16 protein-coding genes are annotated in these 16,994 nt (G+C 49.3%); 8 read left to right on the top strand and 8 right to left on the bottom strand.

Translation table 11 applies throughout. The features are described from left to right. The 6 genes from fliB to BUA40_RS11005 form a co-directional block, all read right to left on the bottom strand. Complete coding sequence (gene fliB / locus BUA40_RS11030) at positions 1 to 954, bottom strand: flagellin lysine-N-methylase (RefSeq protein ID WP_072800859.1); 954 nt, start codon at positions 952 to 954, stop codon at positions 1 to 3. A 50-nt stretch (positions 955 to 1,004) separates the two neighbouring features. Continuing rightward, a complete protein-coding gene (locus BUA40_RS11025) occupies positions 1,005 to 1,760 on the bottom strand; it encodes a fibrobacter succinogenes major paralogous domain-containing protein (RefSeq protein ID WP_072800857.1) in 756 nt (251 codons plus the stop codon). A gap of 70 nt (positions 1,761 to 1,830) precedes the next feature. Next, positions 1,831 to 2,481, bottom strand: a complete 651-nt coding sequence (locus BUA40_RS11020; protein ID WP_072800855.1) for a hypothetical protein — start codon at positions 2,479 to 2,481, stop codon at positions 1,831 to 1,833. A gap of 141 nt (positions 2,482 to 2,622) precedes the next feature. Beyond that, positions 2,623 to 4,041, bottom strand: a complete 1,419-nt coding sequence (locus BUA40_RS11015) for a vWA domain-containing protein (RefSeq protein ID WP_072800852.1) — start codon at positions 4,039 to 4,041, stop codon at positions 2,623 to 2,625. Between the two features lie 170 nt (positions 4,042 to 4,211). Next, positions 4,212 to 4,811, bottom strand: coding sequence for a hypothetical protein (locus BUA40_RS11010; protein WP_143149784.1), 600 nt, complete (start codon positions 4,809 to 4,811; stop codon positions 4,212 to 4,214). A gap of 12 nt (positions 4,812 to 4,823) precedes the next feature. Continuing rightward, a complete protein-coding gene (locus BUA40_RS11005; RefSeq protein ID WP_072800936.1) occupies positions 4,824 to 6,089 on the bottom strand; it encodes a hypothetical protein in 1,266 nt (421 codons plus the stop codon). A 135-nt stretch (positions 6,090 to 6,224) separates the two neighbouring features. Between BUA40_RS11005 and BUA40_RS14240 the strand changes: the two genes are divergently transcribed. Then, a complete protein-coding gene (locus tag BUA40_RS14240) occupies positions 6,225 to 7,463 on the top strand; it encodes a fibrobacter succinogenes major paralogous domain-containing protein (RefSeq protein WP_083585376.1) in 1,239 nt (412 codons plus the stop codon). A gap of 3 nt (positions 7,464 to 7,466) precedes the next feature. On the opposite strand, the gene BUA40_RS10990 is transcribed toward BUA40_RS14240, so the two are convergent. After that, positions 7,467 to 8,009, bottom strand: a complete 543-nt coding sequence (locus tag BUA40_RS10990) for an N-acetyltransferase (protein WP_072800844.1) — start codon at positions 8,007 to 8,009, stop codon at positions 7,467 to 7,469. A 66-nt stretch (positions 8,010 to 8,075) separates the two neighbouring features. Here BUA40_RS10990 and BUA40_RS10985 point away from each other — a divergent pair, with 66 nt between their 5' ends. Continuing rightward, positions 8,076 to 9,647 (top strand): fibrobacter succinogenes major paralogous domain-containing protein, encoded by a 1,572-nt coding sequence (locus BUA40_RS10985; protein ID WP_072800842.1) that lies wholly within the window; start codon positions 8,076 to 8,078, stop codon positions 9,645 to 9,647. Between the two features lie 65 nt (positions 9,648 to 9,712). Here BUA40_RS10985 and BUA40_RS10980 read toward each other — a convergent pair whose 3' ends face one another. Beyond that, positions 9,713 to 10,222, bottom strand: a complete 510-nt coding sequence (locus BUA40_RS10980; protein ID WP_072800839.1) for a DUF6169 family protein — start codon at positions 10,220 to 10,222, stop codon at positions 9,713 to 9,715. 392 nt (positions 10,223 to 10,614) lie between these two features. Here BUA40_RS10980 and BUA40_RS10975 point away from each other — a divergent pair, with 392 nt between their 5' ends. The 6 genes from BUA40_RS10975 (at position 10,615) to BUA40_RS10950 (ending at position 16,985) form a co-directional block, all read left to right on the top strand. Further along, positions 10,615 to 11,598 (top strand): FISUMP domain-containing protein, encoded by a 984-nt coding sequence (locus BUA40_RS10975; protein ID WP_255369291.1) that lies wholly within the window; start codon positions 10,615 to 10,617, stop codon positions 11,596 to 11,598. A gap of 158 nt (positions 11,599 to 11,756) precedes the next feature. After that, positions 11,757 to 13,235 (top strand): ketol-acid reductoisomerase, encoded by a 1,479-nt coding sequence (gene ilvC, locus BUA40_RS10970; RefSeq protein WP_072800835.1) that lies wholly within the window; start codon positions 11,757 to 11,759, stop codon positions 13,233 to 13,235. 103 nt (positions 13,236 to 13,338) lie between these two features. Beyond that, positions 13,339 to 13,899, top strand: coding sequence for a deoxycytidylate deaminase (locus BUA40_RS10965; RefSeq protein ID WP_072800833.1), 561 nt, complete (start codon positions 13,339 to 13,341; stop codon positions 13,897 to 13,899). Between the two features lie 124 nt (positions 13,900 to 14,023). Then, positions 14,024 to 14,968, top strand: coding sequence for a TIGR02147 family protein (locus tag BUA40_RS10960; RefSeq protein ID WP_083585374.1), 945 nt, complete (start codon positions 14,024 to 14,026; stop codon positions 14,966 to 14,968). Further along, positions 14,961 to 16,649: a pectate lyase family protein gene (locus tag BUA40_RS10955; protein ID WP_072800831.1), complete on the top strand. Its 1,689-nt coding sequence runs from the start codon at positions 14,961 to 14,963 to the stop codon at positions 16,647 to 16,649. The genes BUA40_RS10960 and BUA40_RS10955 overlap by 8 nt, the downstream gene beginning before the upstream one ends. A gap of 18 nt (positions 16,650 to 16,667) precedes the next feature. After that, the gene (locus tag BUA40_RS10950; protein WP_072800829.1) at positions 16,668 to 16,985 is read left to right on the top strand and encodes a hypothetical protein; all 318 of its coding nucleotides are present in this window, start codon (positions 16,668 to 16,670) and stop codon (positions 16,983 to 16,985) included. The last annotated feature ends 9 nt before the right edge of the window (positions 16,986 to 16,994 follow it).

Raw genomic sequence — 16,994 nt, 5'->3', positions numbered from 1 at the left:
TTATTCGTCTAGAGAAATTTCAACGAGTTCCATAATTTCTTGGCAGTATTCTAGCTGCTTCGAAAGGATTTTGACAGCGTTGATTTTGATGTCACCGGGGGCGTTGCCTGCAAGCTCCCGAGTGAAAAATCTTGCCAAGTTCCAGAAGAACAAGGCGAACTTTAATTTGCCTTGTTCGTGGCCTTCAAAAAGGCATTTGGCGTAGTGTCGATAAATCAGATAGGTGAGCAGTCGGCAACTTTCGTTTTCGGTGAAGAATCCTTGATCCGAAAGGGGCTTCGCATCGGCGGCTTCAACGCGGGCCTTGATGCGTGCGAAGGCTGCGTCCCAATCCGGGCCGTAGCTTTCGGCTTTTCCTAGAAGCTCCAACATGGCGCAGGCACTTTCAAAGGGCTCGAATATGTTTTCGCCGGTGTATCCGAAAACTTGATAGAGCTTGTTGCCGAGAGAAATGGAACTGTCCGCTAGCGTCTTGAAGAAGCTTTCTCGCATGTAAAGCACTTCGTTGCGGACTTCGCGGTCATCGTCATCCAATTCGTCTTCGGGTTCGTCGCATTCTTCGCTGGTAAAGGCCAACGGGCCTTCGCCTTCAAGCAACAGGCGCGCGGCTTCTTCGCAGCAGAGCCCGAGTCCCCGCTCCATAATATCGCCATAGACCTCGACAAATCGCGGATGCTCGGTGCAAATGTCGCATAAGGCGTCTTCGCCCAAGTTCTGGTAGACTTCGCAGAGGTTGTCCTTGTCTAAAAACGGGCAACGGTCGTGAGGGAGCATTTTAAAATGCCCATCTTCAATGTTTGCGCGGAGCCGCTCGCCAAAGGCTCCCGCCACCTTGCGGTAAACCTCTTGTGTCGCCTCGTCAATATCGATTTCCCAGCCGACACAACAAGTGTCGCTGCACCGCGAGGCAATGCATTTGAACTGGTCATAAAAATCAGGCTTGCGGAGAATCATAAATATAATCCTCCATGCGGGGCATGAAGGATTTCCTGTGAAAGTTTAAATTAGGCGTTCTTTACGCAACGGACAGAAATGGCGTCGGATCTGTAAACACCTTCGATGTCCATGGAGTCTTCGGTAAGGTTAAAACGGTAGGCATTGGCCGTGCCGTATTCTTCCTTGCACCAGAAACGAACACGCTTGCCGAACTGGCAGAAGGCTCCGTTGTCGAAACGGTAACCGGCAGGGAGTGCGAAAAATCCCAAAGTGTCGGTGCCGGGCTTTTGCCAGATGCATTCACTGCGCAATTCCACACCGTTGGACTTGGCGGGGAGGTTTTCCATGAGGGTTTCCCATTCCTTAATGCTCGGAATGTGCCAGCCTTCCGGAGCGATGCCCTGGTAGTTGTCGGCCTTGATTTCGCGATACATGTTGATGTCTTTTGCTGGGGACTGTTCCTGGTATTCTGCAGGAATGTTCAGTGCGGTAGTCCATTTATAGAGCCTGCCGTATTGAGCAACGTTGGATTCTTCGTTGCCGGGGGCGAAACTGTCTTCTGTCTTATAGCGCAGGTTTTCGGCCATCCACACCTGGTTGCCGATTTTTATGGTGCGGTAGGTTTCGCCATCGCGTGCATCGGTAAAGGAACCGTATTTAAAGCTTGTATTGTTTTTGGCTAGGCATTCGTCATAGGACTTGTTGTTTTGCGCTTCCGGGGCTTCCAACTTAGCCGCCTTGCTCACCTGCATGCCGATGCGGAATGCTGCAATGATGACGATTGCAAGACCGATGATATTAAAAACGATAAAGGATGTACTCATATTTTCTCCTTTTTGAGGACTTCATAAAAGTAATATATTTTTTATTTCGATGAACATTTTTTTTTAATTTTTAGTCGTCGGACAACAATCCGAGAAATTCACCTTTCACAAGCCAGCTGACGCCGAAGAAGGTTAGTGCGATTGCTTCGACGACGAATGTCTTTGCGAAGAAATCGACCGGGATGACCATCATGGCCAAAGAGGCCAACATGCCGATGCCGCAAATCTTGAAGATGATATTTTTGATGCGCTTGTTACGCGTGTCATTTTTACCTTGAGTAAATTGACACAAGCTCATGTACGATAAAAGCAAAAAGAAGGCGACTGCAGAGGCACAGTGAATAATATCTGAGATTTTCACAGGCAACTGGAAAAATCCAACAATTTCTTCGGCGGCAGGGCATTTACACGGGAACAGGACGATCATCAGACCGAAAACGCCAGCCAAGGCGGAAATCACATGGTCTTTGGTGCTATAGCCCTTATAGCACATCAACACGACAGCTGCTGTCGTCAAGATGCCTACCAGCGGAGGTGTCACATAGTAAGTTTCCGAAATGGACAGAAGGCTCCAGAAATCATTAGGGAAACCCTTGGTGCGAGCAACGAGAATGGCGCCGAGTAAGGAAACCCAAGGCAGAATCATTCCCATCAGGCCTGCCAGATTACGGATTCTCTTCATCCAAACTTTATCCATATCTTCAGACTTGCATTCGCTCATTGTATTTTCTCCTTTTTTCTTTAATTTATCTTTATACGCCCCGAATATACCTTATTTTAGGGGGGACTGCAAGCGTGCAAAATAATGAGGGCGGCCTTTCGACCGCCCTTTCGCTTTTTTAGGGTGATAATTTGAATCTTCTTATTCCACGTATTTCTTGATCAGGCGAATCATCAGGTCAGCAAGCGTTTCTACTTCGTGTTCGCCTACGGATGCTTCGATATGGGAATTCCCAATGCCGCTGTCATCGGTGAGGAATACGTAGGTGCCGCCCGTGATGATGTCAAAGAAGCGCAACATGGATTCCGTATCTTTGTCGACGCCGCTGGCCGCTACGGGGATCAGCTTGATGCCGTTCTTGGCGTAGAAGCGGATGGAACTTTGAAGGCTTTCGATGACGTCGTCCTGATGGTGGGCGGGAGCGTCAAGAATCAGGAAGGCGATACGAGCACGTGCCGATTCGTTCCAGGAGAAATTCTGCAGCGTGGCTTCAAGTGCAGAGTGTACGGCTTCGGGGTAGTCACCGCCGCCGCTAGCATACTGTTCGGCGATGAATGCCTGGGTGTTCGCGACATCAGTGGAAAAGTCCTTGCCGCGGGTGAGGTATTCGTCGCTTTCGTCGCGATAGAATACGATTGCCGTACGTAAAGCAACGTTAGTTTCCGAGTGGGCGTGGTCAATGATATAGCTGAGGTCCGATTGGAGGAATCTGATTTCGTCGCCCATGGAGCCGGTGGCGTCAACGATGAATGCGACATCTGCCTTGGCATCTGCCTGCTTGGCGTCGCTTGTAATCGTATTGACCTTGAGTTCGCCGCTTAGGAGCGAAAACTCGACGGGGGCTTCGGAAACCTTGCCGTTGACTTTCAACGAGAAGTCTTCTGCCTTTACGGTTTCTTTGATTGCATCTTCGTATAATTTGACCCAGCAGTAGGCGAGGCCCGAGTTGTCGGTTTTGGTTGCGAATTCTATGTCGTTGCCGTTAAGGAGTTCTACGGAAACGTTGGCTAAACCGGTGCCGTTTTCGTCAACGACCTTGACCGCGGCGAGAGTCGAGGGGTAGAATTTCCAGTAGGCCGTCTTATCGGAAAATTCTCCTGCCAATATTTCACTCCAGGCATTCCAATTGTCCAAATCGTTCCATTCGGAGGCGGTGAGCAGGCCATAAGTTCTGCCGTTATAATCGTCGCCGGGATCTCCGCCGGGAGCATAGTCTACGGGAACGTCTTCTACGACACCTCCGGGGGCGACAGAAGGCGCTTCAACGGTGGTATAGACTTCATCGAATGTGCGAATCATCTTGACATCGTATGAGTCGTACATGACTGATGCTTCTTCGATGGAACTGTAGTCGTTGACGTGGTAAGATCTATTTCCTTTAGTTTCGAAGGTGGCTCCGTCTGCCGTTTCAACGTTTGGGTTTTCGGGGGTGGTCTTATCTGCGACATGACCATCGTCTTTGCCTGCGTCGCTAGCTTTCAGGCTGTTGCTGTCGTCACTGCAGGCTGCGCACAATAAGCTGATTGCAAATCCTGCGGTCAAAAAGAATCTGGATTTCATAGGACCCCTCTTGTCGTAAAAAGATAACCTGGCCTCATAACGAGACCCTTACGAGTACAAAAATAATTCTTTTCCGGGGAAAAAGAATGCCCAAAAAACAACATGCAAAAACGCATGCTGAACGTCACAAATTCTTGCAAAAACGGGTTAAAAGCCCGAAACAATCGCCTTTAGAACGATTCGCGACTTTCCCAAATTTCGGCTTCAGTCTCGCAAATGTCCTTGTCGGAGTTTACAGCTTCGCCGGTCATCATGAAAAGGGCGTCTTCAACGACAGCGGCAAGGACACAACGCTGATATGCTCCATTGACCGTCTTGATGGTGCCGTATTTCTTTTCGCTGTTGTATTTGGGGCTGGAGGCGTCACCGTGTTTCATCATTTCTTGTTTGGTGGTCCAGAAGTCGTGATCCCATTGCAAGTAGAATTTGATGAACGTTTCTTCGGGGGCGTTCCTGTCTACAGTGAAAGTTGCATCACGGTAGAGATCGTCAATGCGCATACCCCTGAACTGGATGTGTTCCGGTTCCTTGGTGCACATGAAGAAGGCGAGATTCTTTTCAAGCGAAAAATAGGAGGTTTGAATATCCCAGTCACCGTCGAACTTTACGGAAATAGGCTTAGGCACAGGGGTGCTCAGGGTGCGACTGGTTACTTTTGTGTATAGCCCGTTGAATGCAGAAAAACCCTTAGTTGTGACAGTGGGCTCCACGCGGCTGGGGGCGCAACTTGCAAGCAGTAGGGCAAGGGACAGCAATAAGAGTTTTTTCATATATCCTCCTGTTTATTTAAGTTGTTCTACGTCAACATTCAAACCCAGTTCCTTAAGGTGTCTGAAGAATCTGTCTTCGACAGCGGATTCTTGAATGTTTCGTGTAAAATTGATGGATGTTTTTCCGTTGAAACTGATGACGGTGCAAGTGTTGGGGATAGTCTTTTCTTGCCCTAAAATAAAATAGACTCGGTCTATGAAAGGGCGCATCTCTTCGGGAACTTTTACTTCGCCAAGATTCGAAAGGTTGATGCTCATGACCGCATCGGCGTCTCTGGTGTACAGGTAGCTGATAACCCTGTCCTTAACGATGCAGGGAATATGCTTTACTAGTGGATTTTCCAATGGAGTCACGTAGGCCGCAATCAGATTCCGTACCAATTCCTTGTCTTGCCTAAAATGGTTCAGCTGCTGGCCTAGCAAATCGCATTTTTGCTCTAAACTGTAATTTAGTTGCTCGGGAAGAAGTACCAGATTCTTTTGGGCGACACAGTTGCGCATGCTCTTGCTAGCAAGAACCTTCCTGAGGTCGACAGGAACGCCGATGGCGACCGCTTTCTTTTGGCATTGCTCGTTTTGAAGTTCGCAGATAACTTCGGCCATAACAGCGGAAAGGTATGTGGTAACGGTTGCTTTGCAACTATGCGCTTTGGCGACGAGGGCGTCGGTATCGATAACGCCTATGGTGTAAATCTCTTGTTTGTCCGTAAGGCGCTTGCCTTGCAACTTGTAGGGCCTCGGCTCCTTCAAATTGATGGGATTTGAGCCAGCGTTCTTTGTGAAGGCGTTTTCAGATTCTTCGTCTATTGGCTTGTCGTTAAAGGAATAGACCAAATTGTGCCGGAAATTCGCTGGAACTTCTGGCAAGCCGTGTCGCAGTTCTAGATAGCGGTGCAGAAGCGTGAACAGAATGACGTTTGCTCCATTTCCGTCTGTCAATACATGCAGAATTTCGATGGCAATATGCTTTTTCCCATAAATGACGCGTAAACAATGATGCGCAGCCTCTTCCATGCCGTAATAGGCAAGCATATGTTCGCCATCTGGCTGAACTTGCAAATTCTCGTCGGTTTCTTCAAAGTAATAGGAACATAAGCCTTTTTTCAGAGCCACAAAAATGTAGGGAAAACGACTTCTGAGATTATCGGTCGCCTGTTGAAGCAATGCGGGGTCGACAGTTTCGTGCAATGTAACCTGCACTCTGAACGTGGGACTCCACGTTTTGGTAATCGTGGGTCCGTAGATTTGTCCGATTGTGTCAAGCTCGTATCGTTTCATGTTCATTACAGTTTATACAAAGTTAACAAATGTCGAACGTAAAGATTTGTATTAATTATATTTTCATAAAATAAATTAAGCATTGAATTATCTACATTTGTTATAGCTTTTTTATATCGGGTTGCCGGAGGTTTTATGAAAAAGTTTTCTATTGTGCGTTGGGTGGCTGAAGTCGGATTCGTTTCTTTATTGGGCGCCTGCAGTTCTGAATCCGTTATTGCAAATTCCGTGGATTCTGTGAATTCGTCTTCTTCTGAGGCAATCATTTCAAGTTCCTCGGAAGAGCCTCCCTCAAGTTCTTCTGTGCAAGAACCCTTTAATCCGGGGGAATATCGTACTTGCGATGAAAAGTACGAGGGCAAATTCTTAATGCGGCAGTACACGGAAGTGCTAGATGTCATGGGTACGTCTTTTATAATCGCAACAGATTTTTATAAATGTGGAAGTGGTAAATGGTCTGGACCTTTTCCAACATCTCCGGAAGAATTAATGGAAGGGGGCGGGGACGTGATTCGCGTTGCTCCAGATGATTGGGTATGTAGTGCTGAAAATGAAGGCTTGGTGAAGCCATGGTCGTATATGTATGCGGCGAATCATGCACCAGGGCGTACGCCAATTTATTATGCTAGGTGTGAACAGGGGGACTGGATCCTATGCGACGAACCTGATACCACGTCTATCAGCAGCTTGCTTAATTCTGGAGACTGGAGTTGGAAAGTTCCTAAAGAATTGCGTCTGAATCCAGAAATAGAGTACGATTCTATTACGGACTCTCGCGATGGCAAAGTCTATAAGACGGTGAAAATTGGCGACCAAATTTGGATGGCTGAAAACCTGAACTTTGACCCCGGTCAGGGAGGTTCGGGTGAAGACAAATATGATTGGTCTTGGTGCTTTGACAACAAGTCGAAAAATTGCGATGTGGCGGGACGCTTTTACACCTGGGCTGCAGCCATTGACTCGGTGAAATTGGCGAACGATGTGGACAATCCGCAGAATTGCGGCCTTGGCAAGACCTGCTCCTTGCCCGATACGGTGTACGGAATTTGCCCGCCGGGTTGGCATTTGCCCAGTTCTGACGAATGGAACGCCTTGTTTACGGCGGTTGGCGGCGATTCAACTGCGGGTAAGGTCCTCAGAACGCAGAGCGGCTGGACCGAAAAAAGAAACGGCACAGATGCTTTCGGCTTTTCTGCGTTGCCTGCTGGCAATAGCAACTTCGTTTTCGAAGGCGAACACGCGAGCTTCTGGAGCTCTACAGAGTTCGATAGCGACGTCGCATATTATATAGACTTGTACTTTGACTACGAGAATGCGTACTTGGGCGAATTCGACAAGTTTAACGGGTATTCAGTTCGCTGCGTAAAGAACTAGCTTTTACGGGTATTTTGCGCCGGGAATGACCTTGAGGACTTCTTTCCAAAAATCGCGGAATTCCTTTTCGGTAACGGTTCCGCCCACCGTGAGCAATCGGTAATGTTCGCCTTGCCATAGGTAATCGAACGGGGAGGCTTCAAAACCGTTGCGCTGGTAGAAATTGCGGCGGCGCTCCCGAAGCTTAAGCTCCTTGGCGTCTTTGGAATCTTCTTCGACCTCGATGTCAACCACCAGACGGGTCTCGGGGTGCTGTTCGCGGATGGTTTTCGGGATCTCTGAACCATAACCGCGGCTGCGTAGCGTAGGCTCCACTGCAAAATAGACGATGTTGGTAATCGTGCCCCGTGTAATCGAATTCGAGAACCCGCAAAATGTGGGTGTGCCATCAATCGTATCCACGAATGCACAAAATTCCCGCTGAATCTTGTTGTTCAACAACTGCTTCATTGGAATCCGCTCGTTCGCCGGAAACGCTGACTCGTACAGCGCCTTCACCTGCGGCAACCACGGAGAATCTTTTGTCACTTCGAAAATTTGGAGCATGGTTGCGCTAAATATAAAATACTACATTGTTCCTTGGATTAGTGTTACCGGGTTACCGGAGGTTTTATGAAAAAGATTCTTCTGACGATGGGTTTGGTGGCATTTGCTTTTGTCGGGTGCGATGACAGTTCGTCGGCGTCTGCAGGGTCGAATGAAGAACCGGGTGTTGAATCGTCTTCTTCGGTTGAGCAAGGCGAATCCTCCTCCTCCGTCATTCCGGGCGGCGACCCGGAATCTAGCAGTGAAAAGGCGAAGAGTTCGTCATCGAGTGTTGTTGATCCATCGACTGTAGTTATGGGGGTGATGATCGACTCCCGCGATGGCCAGACCTACAAGACTGTTACCATCGGCACGCAGATTTGGATGGCGGAAAACCTGAACTATGAAACGACGAACTCTTACTGCTATGACGACGATCCATCCAACTGCTCCAACTACGGTCGCCTTTACACATGGGCTGCTGCGGCAACAGCTTGTCCCATTGGTTGGCACTTGCCCAGCGACGATGAATGGAATACGCTTTTCACAGCGGTTGGCGGAGATTCAATAGCGGGCAAGATGCTCAAGTCCGCCGGCGGCTGGAGTGATAATCACGGGGCAAGTGGCAACGGCACGGACACCTATGCGTTCTCGGCGTTGCCTGCTGGCGTCAGAATCTACGGTGATTGGGGTTACGACTACGAGGGCACCGTCGCGCACTTCTGGAGTAGTTCTACGGAGGGCGGATTCGATGGCGTGTACAACGTGCTCATGGGCTACGGCTACGATGATGCGGACCTGGACTATACCGATAAGTACAACGGGTATTCCGTCCGTTGTCTCAAGGACTATTCGGATGCCCCAATGCAGTCCAGTAGTAGTGTAAAATCAAGTAGTTCAGCCAAATCCAGTAGCAGTTTGGCAAAGTCTAGTAGTAGCGAGTCTAGCAGCAGTGTAAGCGAAGTATCATCAAGTTCTTTGAAAGACTTTGATTGGGGTTTACCCAAAGAGACTTACTTGAATCCTGAAATAAAGTATGATTCTGTTACGGACACTCGTGATGGCAAGGTTTACAGGACGGTTAAAATTGGTGAACAAACCTGGATGGCGGAAAACCTGAACTTTGACCCTGGTCAGGGAGGCTCGGGTGAGGATAAATATGATTGGTCCTGGTGCTACAACGATGAACCTGCAAACTGTGATGTGACAGGTCGATTTTACACCTGGGCCGCGGCGATCGACTCGGTGAAACTGGCAAATGATGCCGATAATCCGCTTGAATGCGGTTACGACAAATTTTGCGATCTGACCGGCACGGTGCAGGGCATTTGCCCCACGGGCTGGCACTTACCATCGCAAACGGAATGGGATGTCCTGTTCACGGCAGTGGGCGGCCAATCCAGTGCGGGCAAGGTTCTCAAGTCGCAGAGTGGCTGGTATAAGAACAAAGGTACGGATGCGTTTGGTTTTGCAGTCTTGCCTGCTGGCTTATGGAATCATGCTTTCAATTATGACGGCTGGCTCGCGTATTTTTGGTGCTCAACTGAGAACGATCGCTCCCGCGCGTGCGACGTGGCTATGGACTACTACTACGCGGATGTGGGCCTGGGCAACTCCACTAAGTACTACGGGTTTTCAGTCCGTTGCGTAAAGGACTGACCGCAAGGCGAATGTGGTACAGAAACGCGGGGACTCCAAGGGAGTCCTTAATTGTTGCCCTGTTTTTAATCATTCCCAAAGGATAAATTTAGGTATTCTGTAAGGGCTGATTGAATATCTTGCAAATGGGGATTTTGTTTGCGGATGAGTAAAAAGCAGACGTTTTCAAAATCTTTTTCGCATAGGGGGAGGTCAATTATTTCTAGCACACCATTGTTAAATTGCTTGAACCAAGAATTATGCTTTAACGAAAGAAACATCCTATAGCGTGCTTGATGTTTATTGTCTGTAGTGTCTAGAATAATCAAAATCGCGCATTCGGGTTGCTTGAAGAACAACTGGGAAAGTAATGCTGCTATAGTATTTTTCAGTTTCCCGTTAAACTTGTCATTTTTTACCGAATTTCGCTTAATGACTTCGATCCCGAAATCGTAGATTTTTAAACCCTTCAGGTTGATTATACTTGTTAAGTCCGAAAAGGTAACGAGATATTCGTTGCCATAATCTGTTGTAAAGATATAACCATTTGGGGATTCGGTTAAACTATAGCGGCTTGACGAACTTAATGTGGTCATCGTTAAATGATTCTAACGACCCATATTCCTTAATATGGGCAGACATACGCTTCTTAGCGGCAATTACCTCGGGTAATTTGTCCATCAGCTTTTTGATGTCTTTTTTGATTTCTGTGTTCATATTAGATGACCTTCCATAAATATAAATAAATACCATGGACGAGTCAATGTCCTAAAAGTTGTTGAGTGTGCAAATCTACAATTAAAAATTGCAAAAAACGAGAACCCCCTTGTTTTTGCAATCAACTGTTTGCTGCTATCAACAGATTTTTTTGTTGTGTGTGGATATGTCGCACATTGTTGTCAGCAATTCACATGAAATGAACAGAGTATGTGAAAATAATTATATTTCCGCCGGAAAAATTAAGTTGTTGGGGATTCCCGGAGGTTTTATGAAAAAGATTTTTGTGGCGTTGTGCATGGTTGCGTTCTTGGCGGCGTGTAGCGGGGAAGGTGGCAATTCCACAAATCCGAGCGATGATGATCCTACGACCTTGAGTAGCGCTGAAGGGCAAGTAAGTTCATCTTCAACAAAAAAATTGACCGATTCTAGCGATTTACGCTGCGAGGAGTGTAATGACGACGCTATCTCTAGCAGCGACAATGCGGAGTCGAATGGGTCTAGCTCGTCCAAACAAAATGTGAAGTCTAGTAGCAGTTTCGCGGGCAAGGATGTGTTTTCGTCGAGTTCAGTGACTTTAGCGATTCCGTGCAAGACAGAAACTGAGGACAAATGCGAATATGGAACTTTGCTTGACGATCGTGATGGTCAAACTTACAAGACGGTGAAAATAGGTAGTCAGTGGTGGATGGCTGAAAATCTGAACTACTATGATTCTTCAGACTTAAGCGTAAATGGTAAAAGTTGGTGCTATAATGATAGTGCTTTTTATTGTGAAATGTATGGTCGCTTATACACATGGGCTGCGGCCATTGATTCAATGAGATGGACTACCGAAGGTGAGAAACCGTTGCATTGTGGTTATGGCAGCAAGTCCTGTGGCCTGTATTTTATGGATTCTGTTCATGGCATTTGCCCTAGCGGCTGGCACATGCCAAAGCAGATTGAGTGGGGCACCCTGTATGATGCTGTAGGAGGTAGAAATATAGCTTGTAAGATGTTAAAGTCTCAAAATGGCTGGTATAAAAACGGAAATGGTACGGATGCCTATGGGTTTAATGCTCGGCCCGTTGGAGCTAGGGATGGCTATGGTAATTTTGAAAATGATGATGGTGAATCTGCGGTTTTTTGGAGTTCCGATGATTACGAAGCTGACTATGCTTTCTATGTGGGTTTGTCTTACGAAAACGACTATATGTTATCGTTTTACAGTAAAATGAATGATGCTTTTTCTATCCGTTGCATCAAGGACTGATTCCTACCCTGAATTTTGAACCCATTTATTTGATTTTGGGTTTTCGGGGAATTCTTCCCCCTTCAAACCAATCTTTTTCCTGTCTACTTCCTACTTCCTACCGTCTACTTTGCTATCTTTGCCCTCGGAACAATTTTATTTAACAGAGGTTCAAAAAAATGAATTATTTCAATTCTATCCCTATGCGTCGCCAACTCGAAGAAATTGGCCACTGCCGTTTCATGGAACATTCTGAATTCAGCCGTGGTGTTGAAGCCCTCAAGGGTAAGAAGATCGTGTTCGTCGGTTGCGGTGCCCAGGGTCTCCATCAGGGTCTTGACCTGCGCGATAGCGGCCTCGACGTCTCTTACACGCTCCGCAAGGAAGCCATCGAACAGAAGCGCCAGTCCTGGAAGAACGCTACTGAAAACGGCTTCAAGGTCGGTACCTACGAAGAAATGATTCCGGATGCAGACCTCGTTTGCAACCTCACACCGGACAAGCAGCACCACAACGTGATCCCGGCCATCATGAAGCTCATGAAGAAGGGCGCCGCCCTCTCTTACAGCCACGGCTTCAACATCGTGGAAGAAGGCCAGGAAATCCGCAAGGACATCACGGTGATCATGGTCGCCCCGAAGGGCCCGGGTTCCGAAGTCCGTAGCGAATACGTTCGCGGTTTCGGTATGCCCTGCCTCATCGCCGTGCACCCGGAAAACGACCCCGAAGGTAAGGGCTGGGACTACGCCAAGGCTTACGCCGCTGGCCTCCATGCCGACCGTCCGGGCGTTCTCGAAAGCTCTTTCGTTGCCGAAGTGAAGTCCGACCTCATGGGCGAACAGACCATCCTTTGCGGTATGCTCCAGACCGGCACCATCCTCTGCTACGACAAGATGGTGAAGGATTTCGGCGTTGAACCGGCTTACGCGGTCAAGCTGCTCCAGTACGGCTGGGAAACCATTTCCGAAGCCCTGAAGCACGGCGGCATCACCAACATGATGGACCGTCTCTCCAACCCGGCCAAGATCCGCGCCACGGAACTCGCCGAAAAGATGAAGAAGATCATGAAGCCGCTCTACTGCGAACACCAGGACAACATTATCTCTGGCAAGTTCTCCAGCACCATGATGGTGGACTGGGAAGCCGGCGACAAGGATTTGCTCAAGTGGCGTGGCGAAACGGGCGAGCTCGAATTCGAAAAGGTCGAAGCTACCGACAAGGTCATCACCGAACAGGAATACTTCGACCGCGGCGTTCTCATGACCGCCATGATCAAGGCCGGTGTGGAACTCGCTTTCGAAACCATGTGCTCCGTGGGCATCAAGCCGATGAGCGCCTACTACGAATCTCTCCACGAAACTCCGCTTATCGCCAACCTCATCGCTCGTAAGAAGTTGTACGAAATGAACCGCGTAATCAGCGACACCGCCGAATACGGTTGCTACCTGTTCGCCAACAAGTGCGTGCCTCTGCTCGCCGACTTCATGAAGAACGAAGTGAAGAAGGACGACATCGGCGCTATCTACGGCGAAGGCAAGACCACCGCTGTGGATAACGAAGAACTCATCAAGGTGAACAAGAACATCCGTCAGCATCCGGTTGAAGAAGTTGGTGCTTGGCTCCGTGAACGCATGAGCGGTATGACCAAGGTTGTGTAATCGCACCCTGTCATATTGACGATTTTAAAAAGTCTGCTGGAAACGGCAGACTTTTTTCTTTCGTCTCTCGTCTTTCGTCTCTCGTCTATCTATATTGTCCCACATGAACAATTCTCAATCTCGCAGCAAGCTTCGTGACGAAGTCTATACCCAGATGATGTGCGCGCAGGCGCGCCTTTCTAAGGACCAGAATACCCAGATGGGGGCGGTGCTGGTGAGTGCCGACGGTCGCGTGATCAGCACGGGCTACAATGGCGCTCCGGCTGGCTTTGATGACGAAACGGTGCCGTACACCCGCGAAAAGCAGTTGCTGGCTTATGATTTGTTGGATGCCGATTCGGGCGAGCTGCTGAGCCACCACGAGTTCGAAGCGAACAAGTACCCGTTCATGGTGCATGCCGAAATCAACGCGCTGCATTATGCCCGCGGCAAGGTGCCTCCGGGATCCAAGCTCTATGTGATTGGTTTTCCGTGCGAACGCTGCGCCCTGGATGTGAGCCTTTCGGGCGTTGCCGAAGTGTTCGTGACCAAGGACGATTATGACCCGAAGTCTACGCTGAACAACAGCCGCGACACGGCCTACTACATGTTTGCTCAGGCGGGAATCGTGGTGACGCTTTGCGGTAAGCGCATTCGCCCCGTGGTTTCGAAGCCGAAAAAGTAGTTTTTATCACACCCCGAAAAGTGTGGACATAAATTTTTGTCAAAATGTAGACTTTTTGGCGAAATATTTATTATATTGATAACCGGGAGCAATTTGCGCTCGGTTTTTTTTATGGATTTTTAATATGGTGAATCTTTTTGAATACTTGAACTACCGCGAATTCTTGCGTGACGCCTATGAAGAGCGCCATAAGGGCGATTGGCGTTTTAGCCATCGCTATATTGCCGACCGTGCCGGGTTCGATGCGTCGATGTTCAACAAGATTCTGCAGGGCAAGCGCAACTTGACCAGCCGTCTGGTTTCGGTGTTTGCCGATATCTTTTGCAATGATGACCGCGAAAAGGCCTACTTTGCCGACATGGTGGCGTTCAACCAGGCGAAGAACCATTCCGAAAGCCGTCAGTACCTGGAAAAGCTGGTGGCCACCAAGGAATGCAAGGTCGAAAATGTGGCCAAGGACCAGTTCGAATACTTTGACCACTGGTACCATGCGGTGATTCGTGAACTGGTGACTTTTTATCCGTATGTGGGTGATGACGCGGCACTCGGCTTGATGGTGCGTCCGCCGATTACGGCCTCGCAGGTTAAGTCTTCGATTGCGCTGCTGGAACGCCTCTCGATGATCAAGAAGAACGAGGCAACAGGATTTTACGAACAGACGCAGGGCCTGATTTCGAGCGGTTCGGAGTCGTTCAGTACGGCGGTCAACTCTTACATCCAGCAGAACTTGAATGTGGCGCAAGACGCCATGGACCGCTTTGACCGCAGCGAACGCAATTTGTCGACGCTGGCCTTTGCTTGTGATGAGCCGACTTACAAGGAACTGGTCGAGATGGTGCGCCGCTTTAGGCGCGAAGTCTTGGCGAAGGTGGGGCAGTGCGCAAAGCCCAATCGGGTATTCCAGCTCGGCATGCAGCTGTTTCCGCTTTCGGACCCGTATCCGCCTCCGCAGCGCCGCGGTCGCAAGCGCCGTATTCGCGGTATGGAAATGACGAACGGCGACGAATTAGAAGTTGCCGGTGATGATATCGCTGGTGAAAATGCCGAAGGGGGTGCGGACAATGCTTAAGAGAAAATCTTTATATGCAGTTCTGGCTCCCGTGGTGGCGGGAATGCTTTGCAGTAGCTTTGTGGGCTGCTCTGAACGTCGCGATGTCGCGGGCGGTACCGAAGCCGAATCGACGATTGCGTTGCAGATTCAGTTGGCAAGCGGTAAGCCAGCCGCTTATAGCCGTGTGCGTGCGCTCCCGGAAGGTTTTTTACCCGAAGGCAACCGCGTGGTGCCTTGGCTCGAAACGAATGATTCGGGCTTTGTCAAGATTCCGATGGAACCGGGTTCTTACATGGTGGAGGCTCGCCATGTCGATGGAACAGTGGCAACAGGCGCTATCCGCAGCGTAGACTTGGAGAAAAAGTCGGCCGCTAAAATCGATACGGTCAAGCTCGGTGAACTTTCTTCGATCGAAGGCTACGTGATGCTCGGTGATTCGATGCCGGTGGTCCGTATTGCGGGCCTTGACCGCTACGTGATTCCGGACAGCACGGGTCACTTTGTGATTGACTCGCTCCCGGTGGGCGATTTTGACGTGCAAATCGGCGACCCGCAAGAGGTTTATTCGGCCAAGGTGCAGTCGACGACGGGCGATACCTTGTATGTAGACTGCTCTGATTCCACTTCAAGCATTAATGTGGTCAAGCCTAAGGAAACGGCAGCAAGTGAATATCCCGATGCCGACTGGAACGAACACGATGCCTTGATTAAGTTGGCCGACGGCTATGCTGTAGGCGTGCTCGGTGCTGCGGGCGTTACCGATTCTGCGGGCAATATCAGCAAGCAGAAGGGCGAAGTCTGTATTGTGACCACAACCGAAGACTACATTATTGTCGAAGACACGACCAGTACGGATTCTGCGTCAACGACGGCGGTGATTGCACCGGGGTCGCTCCGTGAATGTGCCTATAAGGAAGGCCCGGTATGGGTGCTGTTCGAAAAAGATGGCACTTATAACCTGCAGGCTCCGCTCCGTTTGAAGTCCGACAAGACATTCGATGGCCGCGGTCGCGATATCCGCATTTCGGGCATGGGTGTGCTTACCGATGCTTCAAGCAACTTGATCTTTGAAAATCTGACCTTTACGGCGCCGTCTATTACAGCGCAAGATACGACATCTCGCCGCGCCCTTTCGATCCATAACCGTACGCATCATGTGTGGGTGGACCATTGCACCTTCGAGGAATACCCGCTGGTGGAATTCGATGTGAAGCGCTGCTCGCATAATGTCACGATTTCTTGGTCTCGTTTTGAAAATGCTCAGACGGGTGTGCTGTTCGGACTTGCCGGCGATATCATTATGGATACAGCCCAAAGCTTGACGATGCATCACAATTACTTCGAGGGGCTCTCTCGCGACGGAATTCTTGCACATGGAGGCAAACTTCATGCCTACAACAACTTCTTCTACTCTTTAGATTTGTCGGGTGTGGTATGTTCAGATTCCGCTACCTGCCTGATAGAAAAGAACATCTTCAATAACGAAATGCCCGTGACGCTATACCGCTGGTATTACGATGACGGTGCTCCGGTGGATTCTACGGTGGGCTTTGCCGACATGGAATCCAACTGGCATACCGCCGGCGGCGAAGATTTCATTACCGATGCTCGCGGCTACAAGCCCGACTACAAGTATACGGCTGATTCCGCTGATGCAGAGCTTGCTTTAAGAGTCAAGAAGCAAAGCGGAGCCCAGTAATTTTCTACTTTAGCGGTCATGAAAGAAAAACTCCCGGCTTTCCTGTTCATGCTTGCAATCCCGCTGTCGATTGTCCTCTACCTCAAGGTAGAGGCGGCCTCGGGTTCCGAAATCGTGGCGCTTTTGTCGGCGGTGGCTTGCTATCTGGTAGTCTTTTTCCTGCTGGCCGTATTCTTCAATTCCCGTGCCAAGGATGCCGACGGCAAGGCCGTGTCTGCCTTGGATAACTTGTTTGCAGAAAAGAAGACGAAGGCCGAACTTGCCCGCGAACAGATCCTGCGTAGGCAAAAGGAACTGGAAGCCAAGAAAGCCTCCGAAAACAAGCCTAATACTTAAAAGGCCCTT

It is taken from the genome of Fibrobacter sp. UWT2 (genome assembly GCF_900142545.1).
Lineage (GTDB): Bacteria > Fibrobacterota > Fibrobacteria > Fibrobacterales > Fibrobacteraceae > Fibrobacter.
This window is presented reverse-complemented; position numbering and strand designations above follow the sequence as displayed.